The following is a 25,887-nucleotide window of genomic DNA, read 5'->3' on the forward strand; positions in this document are numbered from 1 at the left end:
CCTATGTTTAAAATTGTAAGGGTTTTATCGTCACCTCATCAACATTTACGCCACTACTTAAATTTAAGATAGTATGTATGGTTTTCGCAATATCATCAGGCTGTACAAAACGTTCATGCGGGATTGTTGTTCCTTCCCAGGATGAAGTTAGTGTAGAACCAGGCAAAATCGCTGTTACCTTAACGTTGTATTTTGATAACTCTTCCCTAAATACATGATTAAGACTAAGCAACGCTGCTTTAGTTACACTATAGCTACCAGCATTTTCAACAATTTGTTTACTTGCGATGGAACATATATTGAAAATATGCCCTTTCTGTTGCTCACGCATCATTTTTCCGAAAAATTTGGAAAGGTAATAAACTGCATTAAGGTTCAGGTTAATCTGCTTTTCAAACTGATCATCAGCCTCATCCAACAGCAGACCGGGGAAATATATGCCGGCATTATTGACTAAAACATCTATGCTTTCGAACTCTTGCTGAACAGCATTGCAAAAAGCATAGACCTCAGTTTTAATGCTGCAATCTGCCTGATAAGTGAATATCCTCGCATTCGTATGTTGAAGTTCCTCTGTCACTTGTTCAAGTTCGTCCGCATTCCTGGAACACAATGCAAGATTATATCCTGTTTCCGCCAGTTTCACGGCTATAGCTTTTCCTATTCCACGGGTAGCACCGGTAACGATCGCATTCATGATTATTGTCTTCTTTGTCGCAATTATACAAAAAGACATGCATAGAAAACTTTGTGGCCAAGAAGTTGTTAGAAAATTGTTTCTTTGTAATAATATTGCACAAATACTATAGCTAATTTTTTACTGAATGAATTTCACCAATTTTGGAAAGTATCTTCTCTTATTAAAAGCGGTATTTAGAAGACCTGAAAAATTTAAAATATATCTAAAGGCCATTTTCAAACAAATGGACTTTATCGGCGTGGGTTCTATAGGACTGATCGCGATCATCTCTACCTTTATTGGTGCTGTAATGACTTTACAGATTGCCTTCCAGCTGGTGAGTGATTTTATTCCGAAAACAATCATTGGCTCGGTAAACAGAGATTCAAGCATCCTGGAGTTGAGCCCTACGATTACTGCAATTGTACTTGCCGGGAAAATTGGCTCAGCCATTTCTTCTGAAATCGGCACCATGCGTGTAAGTGAGCAAATTGATGCGCTGGAAATCATGGGGATCAATTCCCCGGGCTACTTAATTCTCCCAAAAATACTTGCAGGTATTACCATGGTCCCACTATTGGTGATCATGTCTATGTTCTTAAGCATCGGCGGAGGATACTTGGGCGGAACATTATCCGGTGCAGTTTCTCCGGCTGAATATATTCAGGGAATTACTACAGATTTCAATCCATACACAATTGTTGTTGCCCTGGTGAAAGCATTTGTGTTTGGCTTTATCATTACTTCTGTACCTGCCTACGAAGGTTTTTATGTTAAAGGCGGGGCATTGGAAGTAGCACAGGCCAGTACACGTGCTGTTGTGGTGAGCTGTATTTCTATCCTTGCCTGTGACTATATCGTAACCCAGTTATTACTATGATCGAGATCAAAGACATCTACAAGTCGTTTGGCGACAATGAAGTACTGAAAGGAATCTCAGGCAAGTTTGAAGCCGGGGTAACCAATTTGATTATTGGGGGCTCAGGTTCTGGTAAAACCACTTTACTGAAATGTATGATTGGTCTGCACCATCCTGAGCAAGGAAGTGTAGAATACGACGGACGCGAGTTTACGACCATGAATTTCGAAGAAAAGATTGAGATTAGGAAAGAGATCGGTATGCTTTTCCAGGGCTCTGCGCTTTTTGATTCCATGACCGTAGAAGAAAACATCATGTTTCCTTTGAACATGTTTACCGAACAATCCCGCAAAGAAAAACTGGAACGTGTAAACTTCTGTCTCGAACGTGTAAACCTGGAAGGCAAAAATAAACTCTTCCCTGCTGAACTTTCAGGAGGGATGAAAAAACGTGTAGGAATTGCACGTGCAATTGCCATGAATCCAAAATACCTCTTTGTAGATGAGCCAAATTCAGGTTTGGACCCTAAAACTTCCATCGTAATTGATGAGCTGATCAAAGAGCTGACCGAGGAGTACAATACCACCACTATAGTGGTCACACATGATATGAACTCAGTAATGGGAATCGGGGATTATATCCTCTTTCTTCATGAAGGAAAAAAATTCTGGGAAGGTTCCAACAAAGAAATCGCCCACACTGACATTCAGGAACTAAACGATTTTGTCTTTGCAAGCCGCTTTATGAAAGCAGCTAAAGGCAAATTTTAATATATTTTATTTTATGATAAGCCTGCTTACCCCCACGCACTGGAAAGACTACGAGTTGCTTGATTGTGGTGATTTTGAAAAATTAGAACGTTTTGGAAATCTAGTATTATCCAGACCGGAGCCTCAGGCTGTATGGAAAAAAACACTATCTGAACAAGAATGGAAAAAAGCGACACACATTCGCTTTAAAGGACGTTCTGCTACTTCGGGTGAGTGGATTAAAAACTCGGCACATCTGCCAGACAGGTGGAATGTGGAGTATAAAAATGATGATGTAACCATCAATCTTCGCCTGGGACTCACTTCTTTTAAGCATGTAGGTGTGTTTCCGGAACAAGCGGTAAATTGGGACTACATATCTTCATGTATCCGCAAATTCAAAACGCCTAGTCCTAAAGTCCTCAATTTATTTGCCTATACCGGCGCAGCATCACTAATTGCCAAAGCAGCCGGAGCAGATACGACACACGTAGATTCTATAAAACAAGTGGTCAACTGGGCAAATGAAAATCAGGAGCTTTCTAAATTGAAAGATGTACGCTGGGTAGTGGAAGATGCCTTAAAATTCGTGAAAAGAGAATTGAAAAGGGGCAAAAAATACAATGGGATTATCCTGGACCCCCCTGCTTTTGGGCATGGTCCAAATGGTGAAAAATGGAAACTGGAAGACCATATTCAGGAAATGATGCATGATGTTGTGCAGTTGCTTGATGATGATGAACACTTCCTGATCTTAAACACGTATAGCTTAGGTTTTTCTTCTGTAATTGTCGAAAACCTGATTAAAACGTCTTTCCCTCAGGTGAAAAACCTGGAAACAGGAGAATTATACCTGCAGGCAACTTCAGGGATTAAACTTCCACTGGGTGTATTTGGTAAATTCAACAAGTTTAAATAAAAAATAAAGCGTCGGGGACCTAATCCGACGCTCTCAAACACACCTAAACCAGTAACACCTTACTGAACTAAGTTTCTTTCCAGCGATTTAAAAAGGAGCTTCCGGAAGGGCTCCGGAAGCATTTCTATCAACTTAAACCAACCAAATTTATCTTTATCATCCTGACCACGTCCATGGCCAGAAGAATTATTTAGAATCATTTCAAATAACTCTGCAAGTATAGCAAGTTATTTAGAATAATTCCAAGCAACTTGAATAAATATTTTAATATATCCTTGCCGACTAATTTTTAATTCGTTGTAAGAATGGTATACTTGTATGATTTTAAAATTATCAGGTCAACAACTAATACTTTAATATCTTACCATAAAAAACACAATCAAAAAATGAAATTATCTCATCTAGCAGGGATGCTTTTAGTTGGAGCTGCATCATTCGGTATATTCACCAGTTGCTCTTCAGAAGCTAAAAAGACAAACGGAAAAACTATTAAAACGGCAGCCGGAGTCGACTCGACTTTAATTGAAACCGAAGGGGAAACCGAAATTGTACGCGAACCAATTGACACCGCTAAATACAATGCATTGATTAAGAAAAATGCAAACGGAGATACCACCGGAAAATGGCCGGTTAAAAAACAACCCTATCCTTTGGACGGCGCCATACTTCCATTTAAACGTATTGTGGTATATTATGGCAACCTGCATTCTAAAAAAATGGGCGCTTTAGGTGAGTATGCGCCTAAAGAAATGTGGAGAAGATTAAATGCTGAGGTGAAAAGATGGGAAAAAGCAGATCCTTCTACTCCTGTTCAGGCTGGTGTACACTACATCGCTGCTGTCGCCAGCGGCACGCCTGGAAAAGATGGAAAATACATCAACAGGATGGGCAACAAACAGATTGATTCTGTGCTGAAAATTGCCAAAATGCAAAAAAACACGATCGTGTTTCTGGATTTGCAGGTTGCACTCAGCACCATCAAAGCTGAGTTGCCGCATATAGAAAAATACCTGCAATTGCCTTTTGTACACCTGGGTATCGACCCTGAATTCTCTATGAAAGATGGTTCTAAACCAGGTAAGAAAATTGGAACTTATGACGCTGCAGACATCAACTACGTTTCGCAACACCTTGCAGATATGGTAAAAAAATACAACCTGCCTCCCAAAGTATTTGTGATACACAGATTTACCCGTAAAATGGTAAGTAACTACCAGAACATCAAATTACGTCCTGAAGTTCAGATTGTAATGCACATGGATGGATGGGGCGAACCTGACTTAAAAATCGGAACATACCGTCACTTCATTTACTCAGAGCCAGTGCAGTTTACCGGATTCAAGTTATTTTATAAAAACGATTTGAAGAAAGCACCAAACCGTTTGATGACACCGGAAGAATTATTGAAGTTAAAACCGGCGCCGATTTATATTCAGTACCAGTAGATCATTATAGCAATAGAACCAGAGGCTGTCCGAAAAGGCACCCTCTGGTTCTTTACCACACGAACTCAGCCTTGCTATTCGGATTGTCCAATTTAGTACTCTTCCTCTTTCCTCCTACAATCGCATGGATCATATTGATCTGTGTTTCATGTTGTTCATACAGAATGTCATTTTGCACACTTATCGACTGTACCGCAGCCAGTGGCACCGTTTCAAAATAACACCAGGCGGCATCTTCCTGTATTTCGTAGCCTTGGTATTTTAAAACCACGGCCTTGCCATTTGCCCGGACCTTTAGATGGTCGGTCAAATAAGCTGAAATTAGCTGATCAAGCTGCTTGCGGTCTTTGGGTTTTAGGATATTTACCCTCGTCTTATACCGTTTATCCAATGCCTTTTCAAAATCATCAAAGAAAACACGTATGCTCACCTGGACGGTTTTTGTTTTTACGTTTTGCTCTATTTCAGTCACACTGACGTAGAATGGGTGGAAGAGGGTGGAAGAGGTTGAAACAAAAGAACAAAATGAACTGGAACATAATTGTTTAATTTCGATGTAAATTAAGATATTGCTTTGAATTCGAATCAAAAATATGAATTAAACACCAATGGAAGATTTTAGTCTCTATTTTAACCTCGGCTGGCACCATATTCTAGACTGGCAAGGTTATGATCACATCCTCTTTCTGCTTGCGCTATGTGGCATGTATACTGCCGCAGACTGGAAAAAAGTACTGATACTGGTAACAGCTTTTACCATAGGCCATAGCATCACACTTGCGCTCAGCGTACTAAACGTAGTAAGCATCAACACGGCCCTCATAGAATTCCTGATACCGGTAACCATACTGATTACCGCAAGCGCCAATATCCTTAGCAAAAAACAAAAGCCAAAAAATATCAGGCTTAAATACACTTTCGCATTATGTTTTGGTCTCATCCACGGCATGGGCTTTTCCAATTACCTCAAAAGCCTGCTCGGCAAAAGCACGAGCATTATAACTGAGTTGCTGGCATTTAACCTCGGACTGGAATTTGGACAGGTAATTATCGTAACCGGAGTACTGATCATCTCATTTGTACTCATCTGGTTTGTAAAAATTAAGCGATGGGACTGGAATTTCTTCCTTTCATCAGCTATATTTGGTATCTCGTTTATCATGGCTGCAGAACGGCTGTCAGCGATTTTATAATTTACCTCATGAAGAAAGCTTTACTTCTGTTTGCAGCAACGATGCTCAGTGCTTCAGCATTTGCACAATTACTGAACAATCCAGGTTCAAATCACGGAAACAAATTCGAACAACTGGGAACCATCATATCTGATCCTAATTCTTACCGTTCCGCTTCAGGTGCTCCCGGACCTGCATACTGGCAACAAAGGGCAGATTATGACATCAATGCAGAACTGGATGAGAAGAACTTAAAGCTTACCGCCTCGGAAACCATTACGTATTATAACAATTCCCCTGACCCATTAAGTTATTTATGGGTTCAATTGGATGAGAACCAGCACAAGGCCACCAGCGACAATAAGCTTACTGAAACCAGTAAAATGTCTGATAAGATGAGCTATAAGGAGCTGGACGGCATCATCAGAAACGAAAATAACCTGGGTATAAACATCATCAAAATCACTGATGAAAATGGGAAGTCCATCCCTTATGTCATCAACAACACCATGATGCGCATAGACCTCCCGGTTACATTAATGCCTAAAGGAAAATACAAATTCAGGATTTCATGGAATTACAACATCCCTGACCGCATGACCGTTGGCGGAAGAGGTGGATATGAGTATTTTGCTGAAGACGACAATTACTTATTCACCATGACACAGTGGTTTCCGCGCATGGCAGTATACTCTGATTTTCAGGGCTGGCAAAACAAACAGTTTGAAGGCCGTGGTGAATTTGCACTTGCTTTTGGAAACTATAAAGTGAACATGACTGTTCCTGCTGATCACGTAGTAGGCGGCACAGGAGAATGCCAGAATTACAGCCAGGTACTTAGTGCAGCCAGTATGAAAAGATGGAACGAAGCACAATCTGCCAAAGCACCTATAGAAATTGTAAACCTTGGTGAGATCAAATCCGGTCTTTCCAAAAAATCTTCCGCTAAGAAAACGTGGACTTATGTCGCAGAAAACGTAAGGGACTTTGCCTGGGTATCTTCACGCCGCCTGGTATGGGATGCTATGGCCACTTACATAGATGGCAAAAAGATCATGGCCATGTCTTACTATGGACCTGAAGCCTATCCGCTATACAACAAATACTCTACGAAAGTAGTGGCCCATACGTTAAAAGTATATTCTAAACACACCATTCCATACCCTTATCCGGTAGCCATTTCTGTAGAAGCAGCGAACGGCATGGAATATCCAATGATCTGCTTCAATTATGGCAGGGCAGAAAAAGACGGCACTTATACCGAAGCCATCAAATATGGCATGATCGGTGTAATCATCCATGAAGTGGGCCATAACTTCTTCCCGATGATCGTGAATTCTGATGAAAGACAATGGAGCTGGATGGATGAAGGACTGAATACTTTCTGCCAGTTTTTGGCTGAGCAGGAATGGGACAACCATTACCCTTCTCAGAGAGGCCCGGCACACAAGATCGTTGATTACATGAAAATGCCGAAAGACCAGCTGGAGCCTATCATGACCAACTCGGAAAACATCATCAATTTTGGACCGAATGCTTACGCAAAACCCGCAACAGCGCTCAATGTATTGAGGGAAACCGTGATGGGCCGTGAGCTATTTGATTATGCCTTCAAAGAATATGCTAGACGCTGGGCGTTTAAGCACCCCACTCCTGCTGATCTGTTCCGGACAATGGAAGATGCATCTGCAGTAGACCTCGACTGGTTCTGGAGGGGTTGGTTTTTCAGCACAGACCCTGTTGATATTTCTTTGAATGACGTGCGTTATTACCGTATGAACAGTATGAAACAGGCTGTAGAAAACGTAGAAGACAAAAAAGCTTACGACAAAGATTCCAAATACATAGGCCGTGAACGCAATAAAGCGGCGGGTGTTAAATTTGCGGTAGAACAGGATACCAGTCTCCTTGACTTCTACAACAAGTTCGACCGTTTTGAAGTCAGCAAATCTGCCGATGACCAGTTTAAAACCTATTACAACTCGCTTTCCGCTGACGAGAAAAAACTGTATGAAAGCAAAAAGAACTTCTACGAACTGGAATTCTCAAATGAAGGCGGCCTGGTGATGCCTATCATCATCGAATGGACATTCAAAGACGGCAGTAAAGAAACCGACAGGATTCCTGCGTATATCTGGAGAAAGAATGAAAACAAAGTAACCAAGGTATTTGCCAAAGATAAAGAAGTGGCGTCAGTACAAATAGATCCTTACAGGGAAACAGCAGATATCGATGAGTCTAATAACTCATGGCCAAGAAAAGCACAGCCGTCTAGATTTGAATTGTTTAAACAACAACAGGCTCCGAGGGGTTCTTCTACAGGAAGTAATCCAATGAGAGATGCGAGACAGCGGTAAGATAATTACCGCGTCATCTCGAAACTTCAAAAGAAATGACGAAGCTTTAAAACAACTTCGTCTGGCCTTTATCGTCGATTTCCAGATCTCCCGGATTGGTGATCTCCAGCTTAATTTCCTTTTTTGGTGTAGACCAGGTCTTTTTAGCAGATTCTTTAGTAACAGGTTCTTTAGTAGCAGGTTCTTTAGCAACTGGCGTCTCCTGTACAACAGGTGCTTCTTTCACTTCTTCAACCTGTTTCTCTATAGACTCGGCCTTTTCCTCCAGCGGTTCAGTCTTTTTCTCTACAGGTGGCTTTTCGGTGGTAAAAGCACGTTTTTTAGGCGCAGGCTCCGCTTTCGTTTCAAGTGCAGCAGGCTCTGTCTTAGTCTCAACATCCTCAACCCATGAAACAGTCAGCTCAGCAACACCCTCCTGCTCCACAACTTCTTCTTCAGCACCATCCTCAATACTTTCTGTTTCCTCTGTTTCCGGAAGCGGCACCTCTTCTCCATCAGCATCCTTACTTAGTGCAGGATCTACCTGCTCCTCTTTGATGTCATCATCGAGTTCTATCTCTTCGTTGTGCAGTATGGATATATTCTTAACTTCATGCTGGGTTAGCCTGTTTCCATTTGCCTTGATCCCCTTCACATCAATAAATTCGGACAACACGATTTCCAGAGTCTCAGGAATCTGAGTTTTGCCTTTCAGAACATCTACGGTAAGTACCGCAGCCGGGTTGCTGGTCAGGTAGAGAAATTTGGAACCGCTCTCTTCGCTGATCAGGCTAAACTTCTTGCCCACTGCTATAGATTCAAATACAAAGCGTTTGATGAAATAGTTCTTTGCTTTGTCTTCATACTGAACTACAGCAAAAGGTTTTTCAGGATCAAACTTCTGGATCAGTACCAGGTCTGCATCAAAGTGATTGCTCAGTTCGAAAGTGCTGAGCTCATACCAACCCTCTTTATGTACCTGAAGGATTTTATCATCTCCGTCAAATTCACCAAGATACTTACCCCTGCCATCCACATTCAACCTTCTAAGCAGGTCATCATACCATATTTTTAGTCCGGAAAGTGTAGATACACCTTTGCTCTTCAGCAATACCTTTTTGATCGGGTATTTCGATACGATATTACCCTGTGATCCGCGTCCTTTAATAGTCACCTCAGCATAGTCAATATCAAACTGAAGCTTTTTAAGTTTGGTATGTGGCTTAAGCTGTACCGTAACAATCTCGGCCTCACCATTAGGATTGGCAGTAAAATACAGTATCTTAGAACCTTTGCTACCCTTGGTCAGGTCATACTCCTTATCACGGGTCACGCCCACAACCGCAAAACGCTTGATATAAGAAACACCACTGGCGCCATCTTTATAAATCAGGTTATAAATCGTACGTTCATCACCTTTCTTAAACACCTGTGCATGCAATATACCTTTGCCAACAAAGGTTTTATCAGCCACTTTGGTGATGATACATTTGCCATCCTCTCTGAAAACAATGATTTCGTCCAGATCCGAACAATCTGCCACAAACTCATCTTTACGCAAGCCTGTACCAATAAATCCGTCTTCACGGTTCATGTATAACTTTACATTGGCCAGTGCCACTTTAGAAGCCTCTACCCTATCAAAAAGACGGATTTCTGTTTTACGTTCCCGTCCCTTTCCGTATTTATCTCTCAGTTTTTGGAACCATGCAATGGCATATTCAGTGAGGTGACGCAAATGGTTTTTCACCACCTTGATCTCATCTCCCAGTGCCTTCATATGGTCATCCGCTTTCTTCACGTCAAAGCGGGTAATGCTGCTCATCGGTTTATCGATCAGCTTCTTAAAATCCTCAGGAAGAATGTCCCGGTAAAGATCAGGCTTGAACGGATCAAATAAGATATTCAATACCTCAACTACAGTATCAAAATTCGCAGAGTTTTCATATTCTGCATTTTTATACATCCCTTCCTGAATGAAGATCTTCAGCAATGAACTGAAGAAGATTTTCTCCTGCAACTCATGAAGCTTGATTTCCAGCTCCTGTTTCAGTAAAGCTTTTGTATGCTGTGTATTTTCTATAAGGATATCATTGACACTCAAAAACTGCGGCTTTTCACCCTTAATCACGCATGTATTTGGAGAAATAGAGACCTCACAGGAAGTGAAAGCATACAAGGCATCAATGGTCACATCCGGAGAGATGCCCGGTGCAAGGTGCACCACAATCTCCACATTAGCAGCCGTATTGTCTTCTATTTTCTTGATTTTGATTTTGCCTTTGTCATTCGCAGACAATACACTATCGATCACCGACCCGGTAGTTGTGCTAAATGGTATTTCGGTAATGACCAAAGTCTTTTTATCCTTTTCCGTGATCTTTGCCCTTACCCTGATCTTGCCGCCCCGCATGCCTTCATTGTATGCAGAAAAATCGGCCATACCGCCGGTAAAGAAATCAGGAAGGATGTTTGGACGGGTACCTTTTAAAACCTCAATGGAAGCATCAATTAACTCCAGGAAATTGTGGGGCATGACCTTGGTGGCCAGACCTACCGCAATACCCTCTGCACCTTGTGCGAGCAGTAAAGGAAACTTGACCGGTAAAGTAATCGGTTCATTATTCCTTCCATCATAACTCAACTGCCAGGCCGTAGTATCCGGATTAAAAACCACATCATTGGCAAATTTGGACAAACGGGCTTCGATATAACGCGGTGCAGCCGCACTGTCGCCGGTTACAGGATCACCCCAGTTACCCTGGCAATCGATCAAAAGGTCTTTCTGACCGATCTGCACCATTGCATCACCAATGGAAGCATCACCATGAGGATGGTACTTCATGGTATTTCCGATCACGTTGGCCGCTTTATTAAAACGCCCGTCATCCATCTCTTTCAAAGAGTGCATAATACGTCGCTGAACCGGCTTTAAACCATCATTGATGTGTGGTACGGCGCGATCCAGAATTACATAAGAAGCATAATCGAGGAACCAGTTTTCGTAAAGCCCGTTGATGGGGATTACGGTATGTGCATTTTCTTCGTTTATGTTGTTTTCTACTTCGTCGCTCATCAAAAAAGGATTGGATTTTGTAAATATAAGGGTTGAAATGCAATTTAGGAACAGAAGTTTTTAACAGTTCCTGGTTGAAAAATACTGCCTTTCAATCCATTGTTATCCGGAAACAAAAGATCACTTAAATTTGCTGGATAATGCGCCCTGGACAAGCACGCCTTCCGTTCTAGCCTTGTTTAGATTAAACACGGAGTAAACAGGGAGTAAACAAAGGGTATACACGCTTTATACCCGCTTAATGAGCGTGTAAACTCCCATTATAATTCGTGTTAATTCCTGCTTACCTCCCAATTAAAACATAAGCAGGCTATAACCAATTGCAGGCTCGATTAGCACCTCTTTAGTGCCTTAACAACAAAGTATCATGGATTTGTGTTGATTAAAAAAACAATATATTTAAACAAATTAATTATTTCGATTGTAGAATTGTCGGATAACTAATTCTTTTTAGCCCAGATGGCATGGTTTTAGTTATTTATTGATTTGTAAAACCTTCAAATTATTTCAGTTGAACAAATATATACGCAAAAGTCTTAAAATCATCCTTTGGATTATTGCCAGCATAATAATGCTGGTGGTTTTACTTGCCCTTTCTTTAAATATTCCGGCGGTTCAAAACTTCGTTAAAGACAAAGCTATTGGTTACTTAAAAAACAAGACCAATACAGAAGTAAGCCTGGAAAGTATCAAAATTGCCTTCCCTAAAGATGTGGTTTTAAACAAGTTCTATATTGAAGATCAAAAGAAGGATACTTTGCTGTATGCGCAGAGACTTTCGGTAGACATTAACTTATTTAAGCTGCTGAGCAATAAGATTGAAATCAACAATATCGAATTGGAAAAGATCAGAGCCAATGTAACCCGCATTAATCCTGATACTGCATTCAATTTTTCCTTTTTAGTAGACGCTTTTATGTCCGAGCAGACAAAACCGGAGGAGCAGGTTGAGAAAGATACGGCCTCGACCCTGAAGTTTTCGATCGACAAAGTAAATTTCAAGGACATAGGCATCAATTACCGCGATGATGTGGCGGGTAACGACATGAGGTTGAATCTTGGTGAGTTTAATGCCAAAATCAAAGACTTCGACCTGAATAACCAGCACTATGTCATTAAGAATCTTTCATTAAGCAACACTTCGGTTAAGTATTTACAACAAAAGCCGTTGACCCAATTGCAGGCACACCTGGAAAACAGCATTGATACCGCCAAGACCGAATCAGGGAAACTCCCATTGGTAGAAATACAAGATTTTGCATTCAATAACATTAAGATTGGTTTTGATGATCAGGTCTCGGGTATGAATGCTGATGTGGACTTGAATAAACTGGCACTTACACAGCTCATCGTAGACCTAACCAACAACAACTACAAAGTAGAAGATGCGAAGCTGAAAGACACAAAAATCTCGTTCAATTCATCAGCCAATAAGGCAAATGTAGCTGTGAAGGAGCTATCACTTACTAAAATTCTGGCCGATGTGACCAACGGCAAATACAATATTGGAGATGCGAAGCTGAACAAGTCTGACATCCTGTTTGCGATGAAACCTGTGGCGCCGATCAAAGGAGGTAAGATCCCTGACACCGCAGCGAAGTCAGCTCCGCTGTCTTTTGTTCTGGGCGCGCTGAGTCTGGAAGAAAACAACATCCAATACGATGTGATTGGAGCCAAGCCTTCAAAGGGAATGGATTTTAATCATTTACAAATCAACAAGCTTGGATTGGTCGCAGATGGGCTTGCCTATTCAGACAAAGGCATGAAAGTCAATGTCAAAAGTGGTTCGTTCAAAGAAAAAAGTGGTTTCCAGCTGGATAAACTGCAGGGAAATGTGCTGTATTCTGATAAGGCCATCAAAGTGGATAATTTCTTATTGAAAACTCCGAATACTTCGATAGAAAACACGACTTCACTAAGCTATACTTCACTGGAAGACCTAACTAAGCACCCTGAGCGGGTGAAGATGGCAGTGGTAGTCAGGAATACAACCATAGGTCTCGAAGACGGGACTTATTTCAGTGACGCCATTCCTGCGGCCTACCGCAATGAAAAGATCAGGGTAAATGCGAATATGAGTGGGTACCTGAATAACCTTTCTATCCCACGCTTACAGGTAAATGGTTTGAAAAGTACACAGATCGACATTAGCGGAACGGCTAAAGGACTGCCTGATATCAATAAAACCGTACTGGATCTGAAGATTAAAAAGTTTGCGCTGACCAAGCAGGATCTACTCGTTGTCATTCCTAAAAACGCTCTGCCCGCCAACATCACACTACCCAACGCCATTAGCGCAAATGGGATTTTCAAAGGTTCCATGACCAATTTTACTACGGGCTTCAATATCTTCACCGATATGGGATCTGCTAAACTGGCTGCCAAAATGAGTGGCGCAAAGGGCCGTGAGCAATATGCAGCGAACATCAGTTTAAACAACTTCAATGTAGGACGCCTGCTCAAACAGGATTCTGTGCTGGGCAGGGTGACTGCCAAGGCTACGGTGACTGGCCGCGGACTGGACATGAAGACTGCATCTGCGAAGGTAAATGCCCAGGTGATCAGCGCACAATACAACAAATACACTTACAGGGATCTGTACCTGACAGGAGACTACAGTCGTAACAAACTGAATCTCAAGAGCAATATGGATGACCCTAATGCAAACTTCAATCTAACTGCGGCTGTAGATATGTCAGGGAAATATCCGTCTGTAAAGGCTGATCTGAATCTGGTGCAGGTAGATTTGCAAAAGCTCAATTTCAGCAAGGGTGAATTCAAGGTCGCAGGTTTAATGACGGCCGATATACAGACGGCTGATCCGGACTACCTGAATGGTGATGTGAGTCTGCGTAGTTTGCAGTTTGTAAAAGACGGACAGCGGTTTAATATGGATACCGTCGACATTCATTCCGAAGCAACTGCGGAGCACAATCTCCTGACATTGAAATCGGAGATTCTGAGTGCGAGTGTAGATGGTAAATACCAGCTTACCAATATGGGTACTGCGATCATCAATGAGATCAATAAATATTATGCCTTCGGCGAAGTAAAACAGATTCCTGATCAGCGCATGCGCTTTAAGGTAAATGTCTATAATACAAAACTACTCAGCAATTTTGTTCCGGAGCTGACTAGCTTCTCCCCTTCGAGCATGACCGGTTTGATAGATACACAACAAGATAGCCTTCGCCTGAATGCCTGGTTTCCGCAGGTGGTATATGGCGACTATAAAGTAGATAGTACGCGATTGGATGTGGCAAATAAAGCACAAACATTGGACTACAAGCTGACGGTAGGCAGGTTACAGAGCCCGTCCATCGCACTGTTCAATTCAGAAATACGCGGACAGGCCGCAAATAACCAGCTAGGACTGAATATTTACCTACGCGATGGCAGCAAAAAAGATAAGTATGTGATTGGCGGCATTTTCAAGTCTATCGATAAAGATTACCAGTTTTCAATGGATCCGAATAAGCTAATGCTGGATTATGAAAAGTGGAGTATCGCACCGGAAAACTACCTGCAATTTGGGAAATCAGGGATACTGGCCCACCAGTTTAACCTGAGTAAAGGCAATCAGTTGCTGAGCATCAACAGTGCAGATAACACGCCTAATTCTCCGGTGAAGGTAGAATTTAAGGACTTCCGCATAGAGACACTGACAAAATTTGCGAAGCAGGACAGCGCTTTGGTAGGTGGTGTGATCAATGGAACGGCTAGCATCAGTGAACTGATGGCTAGCCCTAAATTTGAAGCCAATATCACAGTCGATCAATTGCGCTACCAGAAAGATCAATTGGGTACGTTGCGCATCGCAGTAAACAACAACACAGCGAACGCCTATGAAGTTAACATGGCACTGACGGGCGTGCACGAACTGCGTGCGAATGGTTTTTACTACACAAACACAGAAAATGCGCTTGATTTGAATGTAAATCTGGATAAGGTGGACCTTAAAGCATTAGAAAGCCTGTCAATGGGCCAGATTAAAAATGGATCAGGGACTGTGACCGGGCAGATGACGGTAAAAGGATCTACATCATCACCTAAAGTATTAGGAGACATTAACTTTAACCAGGTGGCATTTACCGCTACCTATGTTAACTCCTACCTGAGGATTCCGGATGAAACCATCCGATTTACCAATACAGGAGTGAATTTCGATAGCTTTACCATATTGGACTCCCTGGGTCAGAAAGCGGTGATAACAGGTGGCATCCGTACTACAGACTATACGAATTTTGCATTCAACATGGACATCAGGACGAATAACTTCAGGGCACTGAATTCTACTGCGGAGGACAATGAAATGATTTATGGCACGGTATATCTGACCAGTAACATCAAAGTTCGCGGCGATATGAACCAGCCTGATGTGGACATGAATGTGACGGTGGAAAAGGGAACAAAATTCTTCTTTGCACTGCCCAACAGTGATCCATCAATTATTGACCAAGAAGGCATAGTGCAATTTATTGATGCCGATGCACCTCCATTTAACGGAAAGCTTGCGCTGAAGACCGACAGTATAGAAAAATCGCCGATCAAAGGCATGACCTTAAATGCCACAGTAAACATTGATCCGGAAGCGGAACTTAATGTAGTAGTAGATCCCTCAAATGGAGATGCTTTGAAAGTAAAAGGCGAAGCCAACCTGATTGCAACGATGGATGCAAGCGGTAAAACCAGTCTGACCGGGCGTTATGAAATCACTGACGGATCATATAACCTTTCCGTTGGTCCGATGGGTAAAAAAGAATTCAAACTCGTGAAGGGAAGTTATATCGTATGGACCGGCGACCCTATGTCTGCGAATGTAGACCTGACTGCGCTATACGAGGTAAACGCTGCGCCGATAGACCTGTTGAATGATGAGAATAATATACAGGCTAAAACAAAACTGCCCATCCAGGTATACCTGATGATGAAGGAGGAGCTGATGAAGCCGAAGATCTCTTTCCGTTTGGATCTGCCTGAGAACGAACGTGGCGCGCTTTCGGGGGCTGTATATTCTAAATTACTACAGGTGAACCAGGATGAGAATGAACTGAACAAGCAGGTATTTGCCTTGCTTGCGCTTAATAGGTTTATTGCCGAAAATCCGTTCCAAAGTCTGGCCGGAGGTGGTGGTGGCGTATCTACGCTGGCGCGCTCTAGCGTAAGTAAACTACTGACAGAGCAATTGAACAACCTGGCTTCCGACCTGATTCAGGGTGTAGATCTGAATTTCAATTTAAACTCACAGGAAGATTACTCCAGCGGGGCATTGGAGCAAAAAACAGATCTGGAGGTAGGACTATCCAAGAAACTTCTAAACGACAGGCTTACTGTTACAGTTGGTAGTTCATTTGGGATTGAAGGCTCAGATGGCCCGAATGAGAAATCCACCAATATAGCAGGTAACGTGAATGTGGAATACATGCTTTCTGCAGATGGCAGATACAGATTAAGGGCCTACCGGCGCAATCAGAATGAGGGAATAATTGAAGGCCAGATCATTGAGACAGGACTTGGTTTTGCATTGGTAGTAGATTATAATAAGTTCAAAGAGATCTTCCAGAAAAAAGAAACCAAAGAACAGCGCAAGGCCAGAAGAGAGAAAAACGAACAGCGGGAACAGGAAAACAGAAACCGTGAAACAAGAGAACAACAGTTGAACCGGGATGGCATGCCCCGTGACACCACAAAGACTACTAACTAAAAATGGACAGGTATAAAATTGCTTTATTATTCTTTTTTTCGTCGCTGATATTTATTGGCTGCAGCAGTACGCGCGGTTTAAAGCCCGGACAAATCCTATATACCGGTGCTGATGTAAAGATCAATCCAGACTCGTCAGGCCGGATCGATGATCAGAAATCCGTAAAAAGTGCATTGGAGGAAAGAACCAGACCAAGACCTAACAAATCGATACTAGGTTTTAAATACAAACTGTTCTTTTATAACCTGGCTGGTGAACCGAAGAAAAACAAAGGAATAAAGCATTGGCTGCGTACCAAAATGGGAGAACCACCGGTACTGCTCAGTGAGGTGAAAATAAAATACAACAATGATGTACTAACCAGTTATTTGATCAGTCAGGGCTACCTGCAGTCGGTAGTAACAGGCGACACACTGGTAAAAGGTAAAAAAGGAAAGGCTATTTATACAGCAGTTACGGGACAACGCTATAAAATCAACAGCATTTCCTTTCCGGCAGACAGCGGAAACCTGGCTAATATCATCAACCAAAATAAAGAAAAATCATTGCTTAAGGTTGGGAATTATTATGATCTGGAAACTTATAAAAATGAGCGGATCAGGATTGACAATGACCTAAAGGAAAAAGGATACTTTTATTTCAGTCCGGATTACCTGATTGTGCAGGTAGACAGTACCATTGGAAAACATTTGGTAGATATTCGAATGCGTGTGAAAGAGATTGCTCCCGATGCCGGTCTGAAACCCTATACGATCCGCAACATCAATATCTTCCCCAATTACAATGTAAGGCGTGACAGCCTACTCAAACAGCTGAAACCTGTTGAATTTGCTGACTTTAGAATTTATGACAACCGGAACACCTTCAAACCCTGGGTATTTAACAGACTGGTGTTTTTTCAAAAAAACGAATTATACAACAGGACCGACCATAGCCAGTCATTAAACAGACTTGTCAATATAGGCACCTTTCAGGGTGTCCGGGCAGATTTTCTTCCTATTGACAGTTTCAGGAACAACCAGCTTGACCTGAATTTATACCTGACACTCATGAAAAAGAATTCACTTACGTTTTCTGTAGTGGGCACCAGTAAGTCGAATAATTTTGTCGGTTCAGAAATAAGGCTCACCCAAACGACCAGGAATGTATTCAAGGCAGCAGAACAACTTGATGTAAGTGTGAGCGGAGGATTTGAAACCCAGGTAAGCGGACAATCCCGGGGGCTGAACTCCTATTCATTTACTGCTGAAGGGAAACTCACCTTTCCGCGTTTGCTGATTCCATTTTTTAAGTTTAGCAGTACCAATGCTTTTGTACCAAAGACCATTGTTTCTGCTTCCTATCAGCTGCTGAGCCGTGGATCACTCTATAACCTGAACTCCATTAAAGGTGAGTTTGGTTACAACTTCAAGGAAAGCAAATACAAGGAGCATACTTTTAATCCGATATCCATTAACTATGTACAACCTTCAAGTCTGAATATTGTAAAAAGGGACAGTTTATATCAACTTGGTTTGAGAGGCGTGCTGGAAAAACAGTTTATTATTGGGAGCAACTACAATTTTACGTACACCAATCAAATGGAAGATCAACGCCGGAACAACCTATACTTTAATGGTAGTGTAGAGACCGGCGGTAATCTGGTAGGCCTGGTAGTCCCTAAAAACGATCAGGGTAAAAAGGAATTGCTGAACACGTCACTTACACAATTTATAAGGCTGGAAGCTGACATAAGGGACTACTTTAAATTAACAAAGGGAATCACCTGGGCCAACCGCTTCAATGCAGGCTATGGGTTTGCCTATGGAAACAGCAGGGCATTGCCTTATGTGAGGCAGTTCTTTGCAGGTGGAAGTAACGATATCCGTGCATTCCGGGCGAGAGCCCTGGGGCCCGGCACCTATAAACTTCCCGACACAGCCTTTGCAGATCAGGGAGGTGATATTAAAATTATGCTGAATACTGAACTTCGCTTTAAGATCGTAAGTGTGCTGCATGGTGCGCTATTTGCCGATGCCGGTAATGTCTGGCTGCGAAGAGAAGATCCGCCTACCCCGGCAACAGACGATGCCCCTGCTAATCCAGGTCGCGAAGGTGTAAAGTTCAGGCCAGGCAAGGCGCTCAGCGAGATGGCTGTGGGTACCGGAGCGGGTTTAAGGATAGATGCTACTATCTTCGTGATCCGACTGGATGTGGCTTTCCCACTTAGAAAACCGTATCTTCCACCGGGCGACCGCTGGGTTATTGACAAAATAGACTTCGGCAGCAGCTCCTGGAGAAAAGACAATTTAATTTACAACATCGGTATTGGATACCCTTTTTAATAAGCGTATGACATTCTTAAAAAAAGCGATTCATTTTGTTAAAGCGACAGCTCACTTATTCATAGCAGCAGGAAAGGGCTTTATGGAAGACCGGGTAATGAAGTTGAGCGCGGCGCTTGCTTATTACACCATATTTTCATTAACCCCGCTGATCATTATCATCATATCCGCAGCGAGCTTGTTTCTGGGCGACAGTATGGACCCTAATGATAAACTATTTGGCGCCAATGGTGAAATCACCTCCATGATCGGTACAGATGCCTCTGCGCAGCTCCGTGCATTTGTAAACAATGCGAACTATTCGGGGAAAAGTACATTAGGTCTGATGATTGGTATCGTAACATTGATTATTGGTGCTACCGCAATATTCATTGAAATACAGGACAGCATCAACCTGATCTGGAAAGTAAAAGCCGTTCCAAAAAGGGGCTGGAAGAAACTGATAACAAACAGATTGCTGTCATTCTCCTTAATTGCTTCGCTTGGGTTCCTTCTACTGGTTTCACTGGTAATCAACAGTATTGTGGTTGGTATTGGTGGTAAGCTTGGGCTTTACGCTTCTAAAATAGGAATTGAGAAAGTATCAGAATTGCTGATGCTGGTTGTGACTAATGTGCTTACGCTTGCTGTGGTAACCAGTATTTTTGCCATCATCTTTAAGGTGCTCCCAGACGTAAACCTGAAATGGAAACCGGCTATAGTTGGTGCATTATTTACCGCCATTCTATTTAGCCTGGGTAAATATGCGATTGGTATTTATATTGAAAAAGGAAATCCCGGCTCTGCCTTTGGCGCCGCCAGCTCGCTCATTGTAATATTGGTATGGATTTACTATACGGCAATCATTCTCTATTTCGGCGCAGAATTCACACAGGCTTATGCCGAACGGTATGCCAATGGCATCTCTCCCAGCAAATATGCGGTACACACTAAAATTGTCGTCGTAGAGAAAAAGGTTGAGGTACTTCCTCCGCAACACCCTGAGGATACCAGGATATAGTTAGACGTACTTCGTAATCTGATCGATCAGTTGTTTTTCAAGGAAAGGTTTGAGCACCAGATCATTCATCCCAGCCTTCAAATAGATATCCCTGTTTTCTTGCATCACATGTGCAGTAATTCCCAGTATCGGTACTCCTGATTTGGCAAAATCGCCATTGTACCGGATTTCATGGGTAAGCTCTACACCGCCCATAATCGGCATCTGGATGTCTGTAAGCACCAGGTCATACTGGTTTTTCTTAAATAACTCCAATGCTTCTTTTCCATCGTAGGCACTGTCGTACGCAATGTTCCATTTTTTAAGAATGGTCTGGGCAAGCAATACGTTCATTTTATTATCATCTACCAGAAGCACCTTCTTGCCATCCAGCTTTCCATTACTTGATGCTGCTTTCGCCTCAGCTGTCACCTCTTTTTTCTTTTCCGCTATTTCATAAGGAATCTCAAAGCTAAACACCGATCCTTTTCCCGGTACGCTTGTTACCTTAATTTCGCCACCCTGTAGTTCGACTATCTTTTTGCAAATGGCCAATCCCAGTCCTGTACCCTGTTGCGCTGCCCGCGCCGGCGAATTGATCTGTGCGAACTCATCAAAGATCAGGTCCAGATCACTTTTGGCCATTCCTATACCGGTATCCTCTACCTGCACCTTCAGAATACCTTGTTTTTTGCCCTCCGGCAACAGTTGAGCCCTTAAGGTAACGTGTCCGTTTGAGGTGAATTTAATCGCATTGGTAAGCAGGTTCATTACCACCTGTTTCAACCTGAACCTGTCACCCATCAACACAATACCTTTATCCAGAGACATTTTATTGATGAGTTCGATGTTCTTATTATCAGCAAGCACATTCATGCTGCTGAATACTTCAGCTATTTCATCCTGTGGTGAAAACGTTGCGTGTTCAAAATTTATCTTCCCTACTTCAAACTTAGAAAAGTCTAAGATTTCATTGACCACCTCCAGCAGCATCTCTGAGGAATTTCGAATGGCCGTAATCTGGTCGGTCTGCTCCTTATTGAGTTCACTACTGCTCAGCTGTTCTGAAAAACCGACGATTGAATTTAAAGGAGTGCGTATTTCATGACTCATATTTGCCAGGAACCTGCTTTTAGAATGGGCATCCTGTGCAGCCCTTTTATTGAGGCTTACCAATACTTTTTCATGCTTAAACATCTTAAAGATATTATATAAGATGACTACAATCAGGCTAATCAGCAATATTCCATTCACAATGGCTATGCTGTCGAGGGATTTGAATTCGCTTTCGAGCTCATCTGCCATAGCCGCCTTGCTCTTCATGATGAAGTCTATTTCATCCTGCTTGTAGGACTGCAAAATGGATACGATCTCTGCGATCAGCCTGCTGTTTAACAACAGGATAGATTTTTCTTCAGCCCTAAGCCTATTGGAATTATCATATAAACTGCTGTAATATTCCCTGATCCCTTTCAGTTGTTTTTCATTATAGGCTTTGATGTCCCTGGCGAGGTCTTCATTTCCAGCATTGGTGACCTCAGTTTTAATGATGGTAACCGAGCTGTCCTTCTTGCCTTTACCTGAAATTGCATCTGCTATCCTGCCAAAAAGCTTTCTTTTCGGGGGAGTCTTGTGTTTAATAGTATCAAGCTTTACAACTTCTTTATAAGGTTTTTTTATAGATGGGAAAGCTAATTTTGGTCCTTCCTTCCTATCCATCAGGCCAAGTTTAAGAAAACCCACAACCAGGCTGTCGGTTAGTTTTCTAAGCCGCATGTAATTCTCCGTCTGGATCTGCTTTTGTTCCACCAGCCCTTTAAACCTTGCTCTTTTTTGTTCCGATTCAGATTTAAGGTCTGCAACATATGTAGAGACCCGTTGAATTTGCGACGAGAATTCTTTGATGTATTCCTTATTTGCCGTAACAGTATACAACCGTGAATTATTCTCAGCGTTGTAAAGAATGTAGATACAGCTGTCTATTTTTGAATAGTCTTCCTGAAGTTTGATCAGTTCAGTAATGTTCTCTTTGAGTGAATTTACTTTTGCATTTCTGAGGTAGTGAAAAAAAGCAAAAAGGAATAGTATTAGTATTAAAAATACAATGAGGAAATAGCGAAACGGCGATCTTTTATTAGCGTTAAACGGCATAACTTTATCCATAGCTACAGTAAAAACTGCAGAATTCAACAATTATTGTCAACAGGGATTCGATCAGCTTACAAGTATACCGCAAAAAAATTAAAACCAGTCTATATTAATGTAATATTACGCTACATCAAGTGCAGATTCATCTTCTTCAGTAACAGCTCCCTGTGCTAACTCAGGCACCAGTTCTTCGATAGTATCCTTCTCTATTCTCAGGTTACGGATGATGTGCTGCTGCCTGTCGGGTGTATTTTTTCCCATGTAATATTCGAGCAGGCTTTTAATCGTCTGGTCTTTGAGAATCACAGGATCCAGACGGATGTCCTTACCAATAAATAATCCGAATTCATCAGGAGAGATCTCTCCCAACCCTTTAAAGCGTGTGATCTCAGGCTTGTTGCCTAGTTTTTGAATTGCCTTCCTGCGCTCGTCATCGCTGTAGCAATAAATGGTTTCCTTTTTATTACGTACCCTGAACAATGGCGTTTGCAGGATATAAACGTGCCCTGCCCTTACCAGATCAGGGAAAAACTGCAGAAAGAAAGTCATCATCAACAACCTGATGTGCATACCATCCACATCAGCATCTGTGGCGATTACAATGTTGTTATAATGCAGGCCATCCAGTCCGTCTTCGATGTTTAGCGCGTGCTGCAGGAGGTTAAACTCCTCATTTTCATAAACCACTTTCTTGGTCAGCTCATAGCAGTTTAAGGGCTTACCTTTTAAGCTGAATACGGCCTGACAATCTACATCCCTCGATTTGGTGATGGATCCAGAAGCAGAATCACCCTCGGTAATGAACAATGTAGTTTCATACCTCTTTTCGTGGTTACTATTGAAATGGACTTTACAGTCCCTCAGTTTCTTATTGTGTAGGGAGGCTTTTTTAGCACGGTCATTGGCCAGTTTCTTGATCCCGGCGATGTCTTTACGTTCACGCTCCGATTGCAGAATTCTTTTTAGCAGCGCGTCCGCTACTTCCGGATGTTTGTGCAGGTAATCATCCAGTTCCTTTTTAACGAAGTCGTTGATGAAAGTCCTCACAGAAGGCCCTTCCGGTCCCATGTTTTGTGAACCCAGCTTGGTTTTGGTCTGCGACTCAAATACAGGCTCCTGCACCCTTACCGAAATGGCAGCAATGATGGACGACCTGACATCGGCAGCATCATATTCCTTTTTATAGAATTCCCTTATGGTTTTTACCACTGCCTCACGAAATGCGGCCTGGTGTGTTCCACCCTGAGTGGTATGCTGACCGTTTACAAATGAATGGTAATCCTCACCATACTGTTGTCCGTGAGTCATCGCGATTTCAATGTCATTACCAATCAAATGAATGATCGGATAACGCACCTCTTCAGGCTTGTTAAACTTACTCAACAAGTCATATAATCCACGTTCAGAAAGAAATTTCTGGTTGTTGTAATTGATGGTTAACCCTGTATTTAGAAATACATAGTTCCAGATCATGCTTTCCACGAAATCGGAGATATAATGGTAATTTCTAAAAATGGTTTCGTCCGGGTAGAAGGTAATGGCAGTACCATTTCTTTGTGTGGTGTCAATAATTTCATTGTCTACCACAACCTCACCCTTTGAGAATTCCACTTTCTTGGTCTTGCCATCCCTGTAGGATTGCACCATAAAAGCGGTAGACAAAGCATTCACCGCCTTGGTACCTACCCCGTTCAGCCCTACAGATTTTTGAAAGGCATTGCTATCGTACTTTCCTCCGGTATTGATCTTAGATACACAATCGATCACCTTACCTAGCGGAATACCCCTTCCATAATCCCTAACATTGACTTTGGAATCAGACACCGTGATGTCGATGGTACGTCCGGAGCCCATTACAAACTCATCGATAGAGTTATCGACGATCTCTTTGAGCAATACATAAATTCCATCGTCCTGCGCAGAGCCGTCACCCAGCTTACCGATGTACATACCAGGACGTAACCTGATGTGTTCCTTCCAGTCGAGTGAGCGTATACTGTCGTCGTTATAAATAGGTTCAGCCATGATGTATCGGGTGTATGCAACAAATTTAATCTATTCAGTCCGTGAATCAACTACAAAGTTTCAACAAATACACATTTTCGTGTATATTCAAACAATTAAACTTCTGATTAGCATGCTACCCAAAAAACAGCTCTCCTTATTTGACCTGGCTATGATTGTAATTAGTCTGGTGATTGGGATGGGCATATTCCGCACACCCGTTAATGTCGCCAGAGGAGCACAAATACCTGAGCTCTTTTTTCTCGCCTGGGCTGCCGGGGGGATCATTGCACTTTGCGGCGCCCTCACCTATGCAGAGATCGGTTCGCGCTTCCCGGTAACGGGTGGCTACTATAAGATATTTTCTGCATTCTACCACCCTTCTATTGCTTTTGCCATCAATTGCATCATTGTGGTTTCCAATGCCGGATCAGTGGCCGGAGTTTCCATCATTGGCGCAGAATACTTCAGCAAAGTGATCTTACCTGTCGAACTGCAAACAGAAACCTACAGGATCATCATTGCGGCCGTCACCATAGGTTTGTTCTACGTATTAAACCTGATGGGACTGAAAGTCAGTTCACGTGCCCAGAATATACTCTCCGTTATTAAGATCGGAATGGTACTCGTACTGATCTGCGCTGTATTTACAGGTCCTGGTCCGGAATCTGCTATACCGGTTTTTAAAACTTCATCTGGTGCTGCGCCCTCCTGGTTTGACTATGGAAAAGCACTAGGCGTTTGTTTGATCGGCATTTCCTTTACTTTTGGCGGATACCAGCAGGCCATCAACTTTGGAGGAGAGGCAAAGAATCCAAGCAAGGTAATCCCCAGAGCCATTATCATCGGATTGGCGATCATTATTACCTTGTATATGGCTATAAACTATGCCTATGTAAAGATCATCGGTTTTGAGGAATTGAAAACAGCGCAGAGCATTGCAGCGATACTTGCGGGCAAATTGTTCGGTCCGGCGGGCTTTACCTTGCTATCCGGACTCATTTACCTATCCGTTTTGGGCTATGTAAATGTAAACCTGCTGAGCAATCCGAGGGCTATGTATGCAATGGGCGAAGAAAAAGCCTTGCCGGTAATTTTCACCAGGAAGAGTAAAAAGACCGACGTGATGTTTGTCAGCCTCACCGTTTTCGCCATTATTGCTGTATTCACACTTTTCTATGCGCAGACTTTCGACAAGATTCTAAACTATACCATTTTCCTGGATTGTATTGGCATGGCCACATCAGCGGCCACGATTTTTTTCCTACGAAAAAGGACAGCGCATCTCGATAAAAAAACCATTTACAGCATGAGCTTATATCCGCTAATGCCACTGGTTTTCATCGCGGCCTACACATTCGTAGCCATTAGCATATACTACGATGATCCTGTTTCGGCTACAAATGGATTATTGATTTTTGCAGGATTTATCCTGATATATTTTACTAGCAGATTTTTCAATAAGGACAAACACCAAAGCACATAACACCTTT

General features: G+C 42.4%; 15 protein-coding genes. 10 read left to right on the forward strand and 5 right to left on the reverse strand.

Annotated features, from left to right (window positions below; translation table 11 throughout):
* Positions 1-7: 7 nt before the first annotated feature.
* The gene (locus tag FA047_RS18885; protein ID WP_136837658.1) at positions 8-697 is read right to left on the reverse strand and encodes an SDR family oxidoreductase; all 690 of its coding nucleotides are present in this window, start codon (positions 695-697) and stop codon (positions 8-10) included.
* Between the two features lie 127 nt (positions 698-824).
* Here FA047_RS18885 and FA047_RS18890 point away from each other — a divergent pair, with 127 nt between their 5' ends.
* From FA047_RS18890 to FA047_RS18905, 4 genes are all read left to right on the forward strand, one after another.
* Positions 825-1,559, forward strand: coding sequence for an MlaE family ABC transporter permease (locus tag FA047_RS18890; RefSeq protein ID WP_136837659.1), 735 nt, complete (start codon positions 825-827; stop codon positions 1,557-1,559).
* Positions 1,556-2,308: an ABC transporter ATP-binding protein gene (locus FA047_RS18895; RefSeq protein WP_136837660.1), complete on the forward strand. Its 753-nt coding sequence runs from the start codon at positions 1,556-1,558 to the stop codon at positions 2,306-2,308. Before FA047_RS18890 ends, FA047_RS18895 begins: the two co-directional genes overlap by 4 nt.
* 13 nt (positions 2,309-2,321) lie before the next feature.
* Positions 2,322-3,206 carry a class I SAM-dependent methyltransferase gene (locus tag FA047_RS18900; RefSeq protein WP_136837661.1) on the forward strand — a complete coding sequence of 295 codons (885 nt, stop codon included), beginning with the start codon at positions 2,322-2,324 and terminating at the stop codon, positions 3,204-3,206.
* Between the two features lie 386 nt (positions 3,207-3,592).
* Entirely contained in the window at positions 3,593-4,651 is a 1,059-nt protein-coding gene (locus FA047_RS18905) for a hypothetical protein (RefSeq protein ID WP_136837662.1), read from the forward strand.
* 52 nt (positions 4,652-4,703) lie between these two features.
* Here FA047_RS18905 and FA047_RS18910 read toward each other — a convergent pair whose 3' ends face one another.
* Positions 4,704-5,207: a DUF6702 family protein gene (locus FA047_RS18910; RefSeq protein WP_394347605.1), complete on the reverse strand. Its 504-nt coding sequence runs from the start codon at positions 5,205-5,207 to the stop codon at positions 4,704-4,706.
* A 52-nt stretch (positions 5,208-5,259) separates the two neighbouring features.
* Between FA047_RS18910 and FA047_RS18915 the strand changes: the two genes are divergently transcribed.
* Together FA047_RS18915 and FA047_RS18920 are read left to right on the forward strand one after the other, a co-directional pair.
* Complete coding sequence (locus FA047_RS18915; RefSeq protein ID WP_136837663.1) at positions 5,260-5,844, forward strand: HupE/UreJ family protein; 585 nt, start codon at positions 5,260-5,262, stop codon at positions 5,842-5,844.
* Between the two features lie 8 nt (positions 5,845-5,852).
* Complete coding sequence (locus tag FA047_RS18920) at positions 5,853-8,180, forward strand: M1 family metallopeptidase (RefSeq protein ID WP_136837664.1); 2,328 nt, start codon at positions 5,853-5,855, stop codon at positions 8,178-8,180.
* Between the two features lie 46 nt (positions 8,181-8,226).
* On the opposite strand, the gene FA047_RS18925 is transcribed toward FA047_RS18920, so the two are convergent.
* Entirely contained in the window at positions 8,227-11,235 is a 3,009-nt protein-coding gene (locus tag FA047_RS18925; protein ID WP_136837665.1) for a DNA gyrase/topoisomerase IV subunit A, read from the reverse strand.
* Positions 11,236-11,746: 511 nt separating this feature from the next.
* On the opposite strand from FA047_RS18925, the gene FA047_RS18930 reads away from it, so the two are divergent.
* The 3 genes from FA047_RS18930 to FA047_RS18940 are packed head-to-tail and all read left to right on the forward strand — an operon-like array spanning position 11,747 to position 20,263.
* Positions 11,747-16,939, forward strand: coding sequence for a translocation/assembly module TamB domain-containing protein (locus tag FA047_RS18930; RefSeq protein ID WP_225872796.1), 5,193 nt, complete (start codon positions 11,747-11,749; stop codon positions 16,937-16,939).
* Positions 16,940-16,941: 2 nt separating this feature from the next.
* Complete coding sequence (gene tamL, locus FA047_RS18935) at positions 16,942-19,263, forward strand: translocation and assembly module lipoprotein TamL (protein ID WP_136837666.1); 2,322 nt, start codon at positions 16,942-16,944, stop codon at positions 19,261-19,263.
* A 7-nt stretch (positions 19,264-19,270) separates the two neighbouring features.
* Positions 19,271-20,263: a YihY/virulence factor BrkB family protein gene (locus FA047_RS18940; RefSeq protein WP_136837667.1), complete on the forward strand. Its 993-nt coding sequence runs from the start codon at positions 19,271-19,273 to the stop codon at positions 20,261-20,263.
* On the opposite strand, the gene FA047_RS18945 is transcribed toward FA047_RS18940, so the two are convergent.
* On the reverse strand, positions 20,264-22,405 hold the full coding sequence (locus tag FA047_RS18945) for an ATP-binding protein (protein WP_136837668.1): 2,142 nt from the start codon (positions 22,403-22,405) through the stop codon (positions 20,264-20,266).
* A 105-nt stretch (positions 22,406-22,510) separates the two neighbouring features.
* Positions 22,511-24,415: a DNA topoisomerase IV subunit B gene (locus tag FA047_RS18950; protein WP_136837669.1), complete on the reverse strand. Its 1,905-nt coding sequence runs from the start codon at positions 24,413-24,415 to the stop codon at positions 22,511-22,513.
* 112 nt (positions 24,416-24,527) lie between these two features.
* Here FA047_RS18950 and FA047_RS18955 point away from each other — a divergent pair, with 112 nt between their 5' ends.
* On the forward strand, positions 24,528-25,880 hold the full coding sequence (locus tag FA047_RS18955; RefSeq protein WP_136837670.1) for an APC family permease: 1,353 nt from the start codon (positions 24,528-24,530) through the stop codon (positions 25,878-25,880).
* Positions 25,881-25,887 lie beyond the last annotated feature (7 nt).

Origin of the sequence: Pedobacter frigoris, from assembly GCF_005116445.1 — a bacterium.
GTDB lineage: Bacteria > Bacteroidota > Bacteroidia > Sphingobacteriales > Sphingobacteriaceae > Pedobacter > Pedobacter frigoris.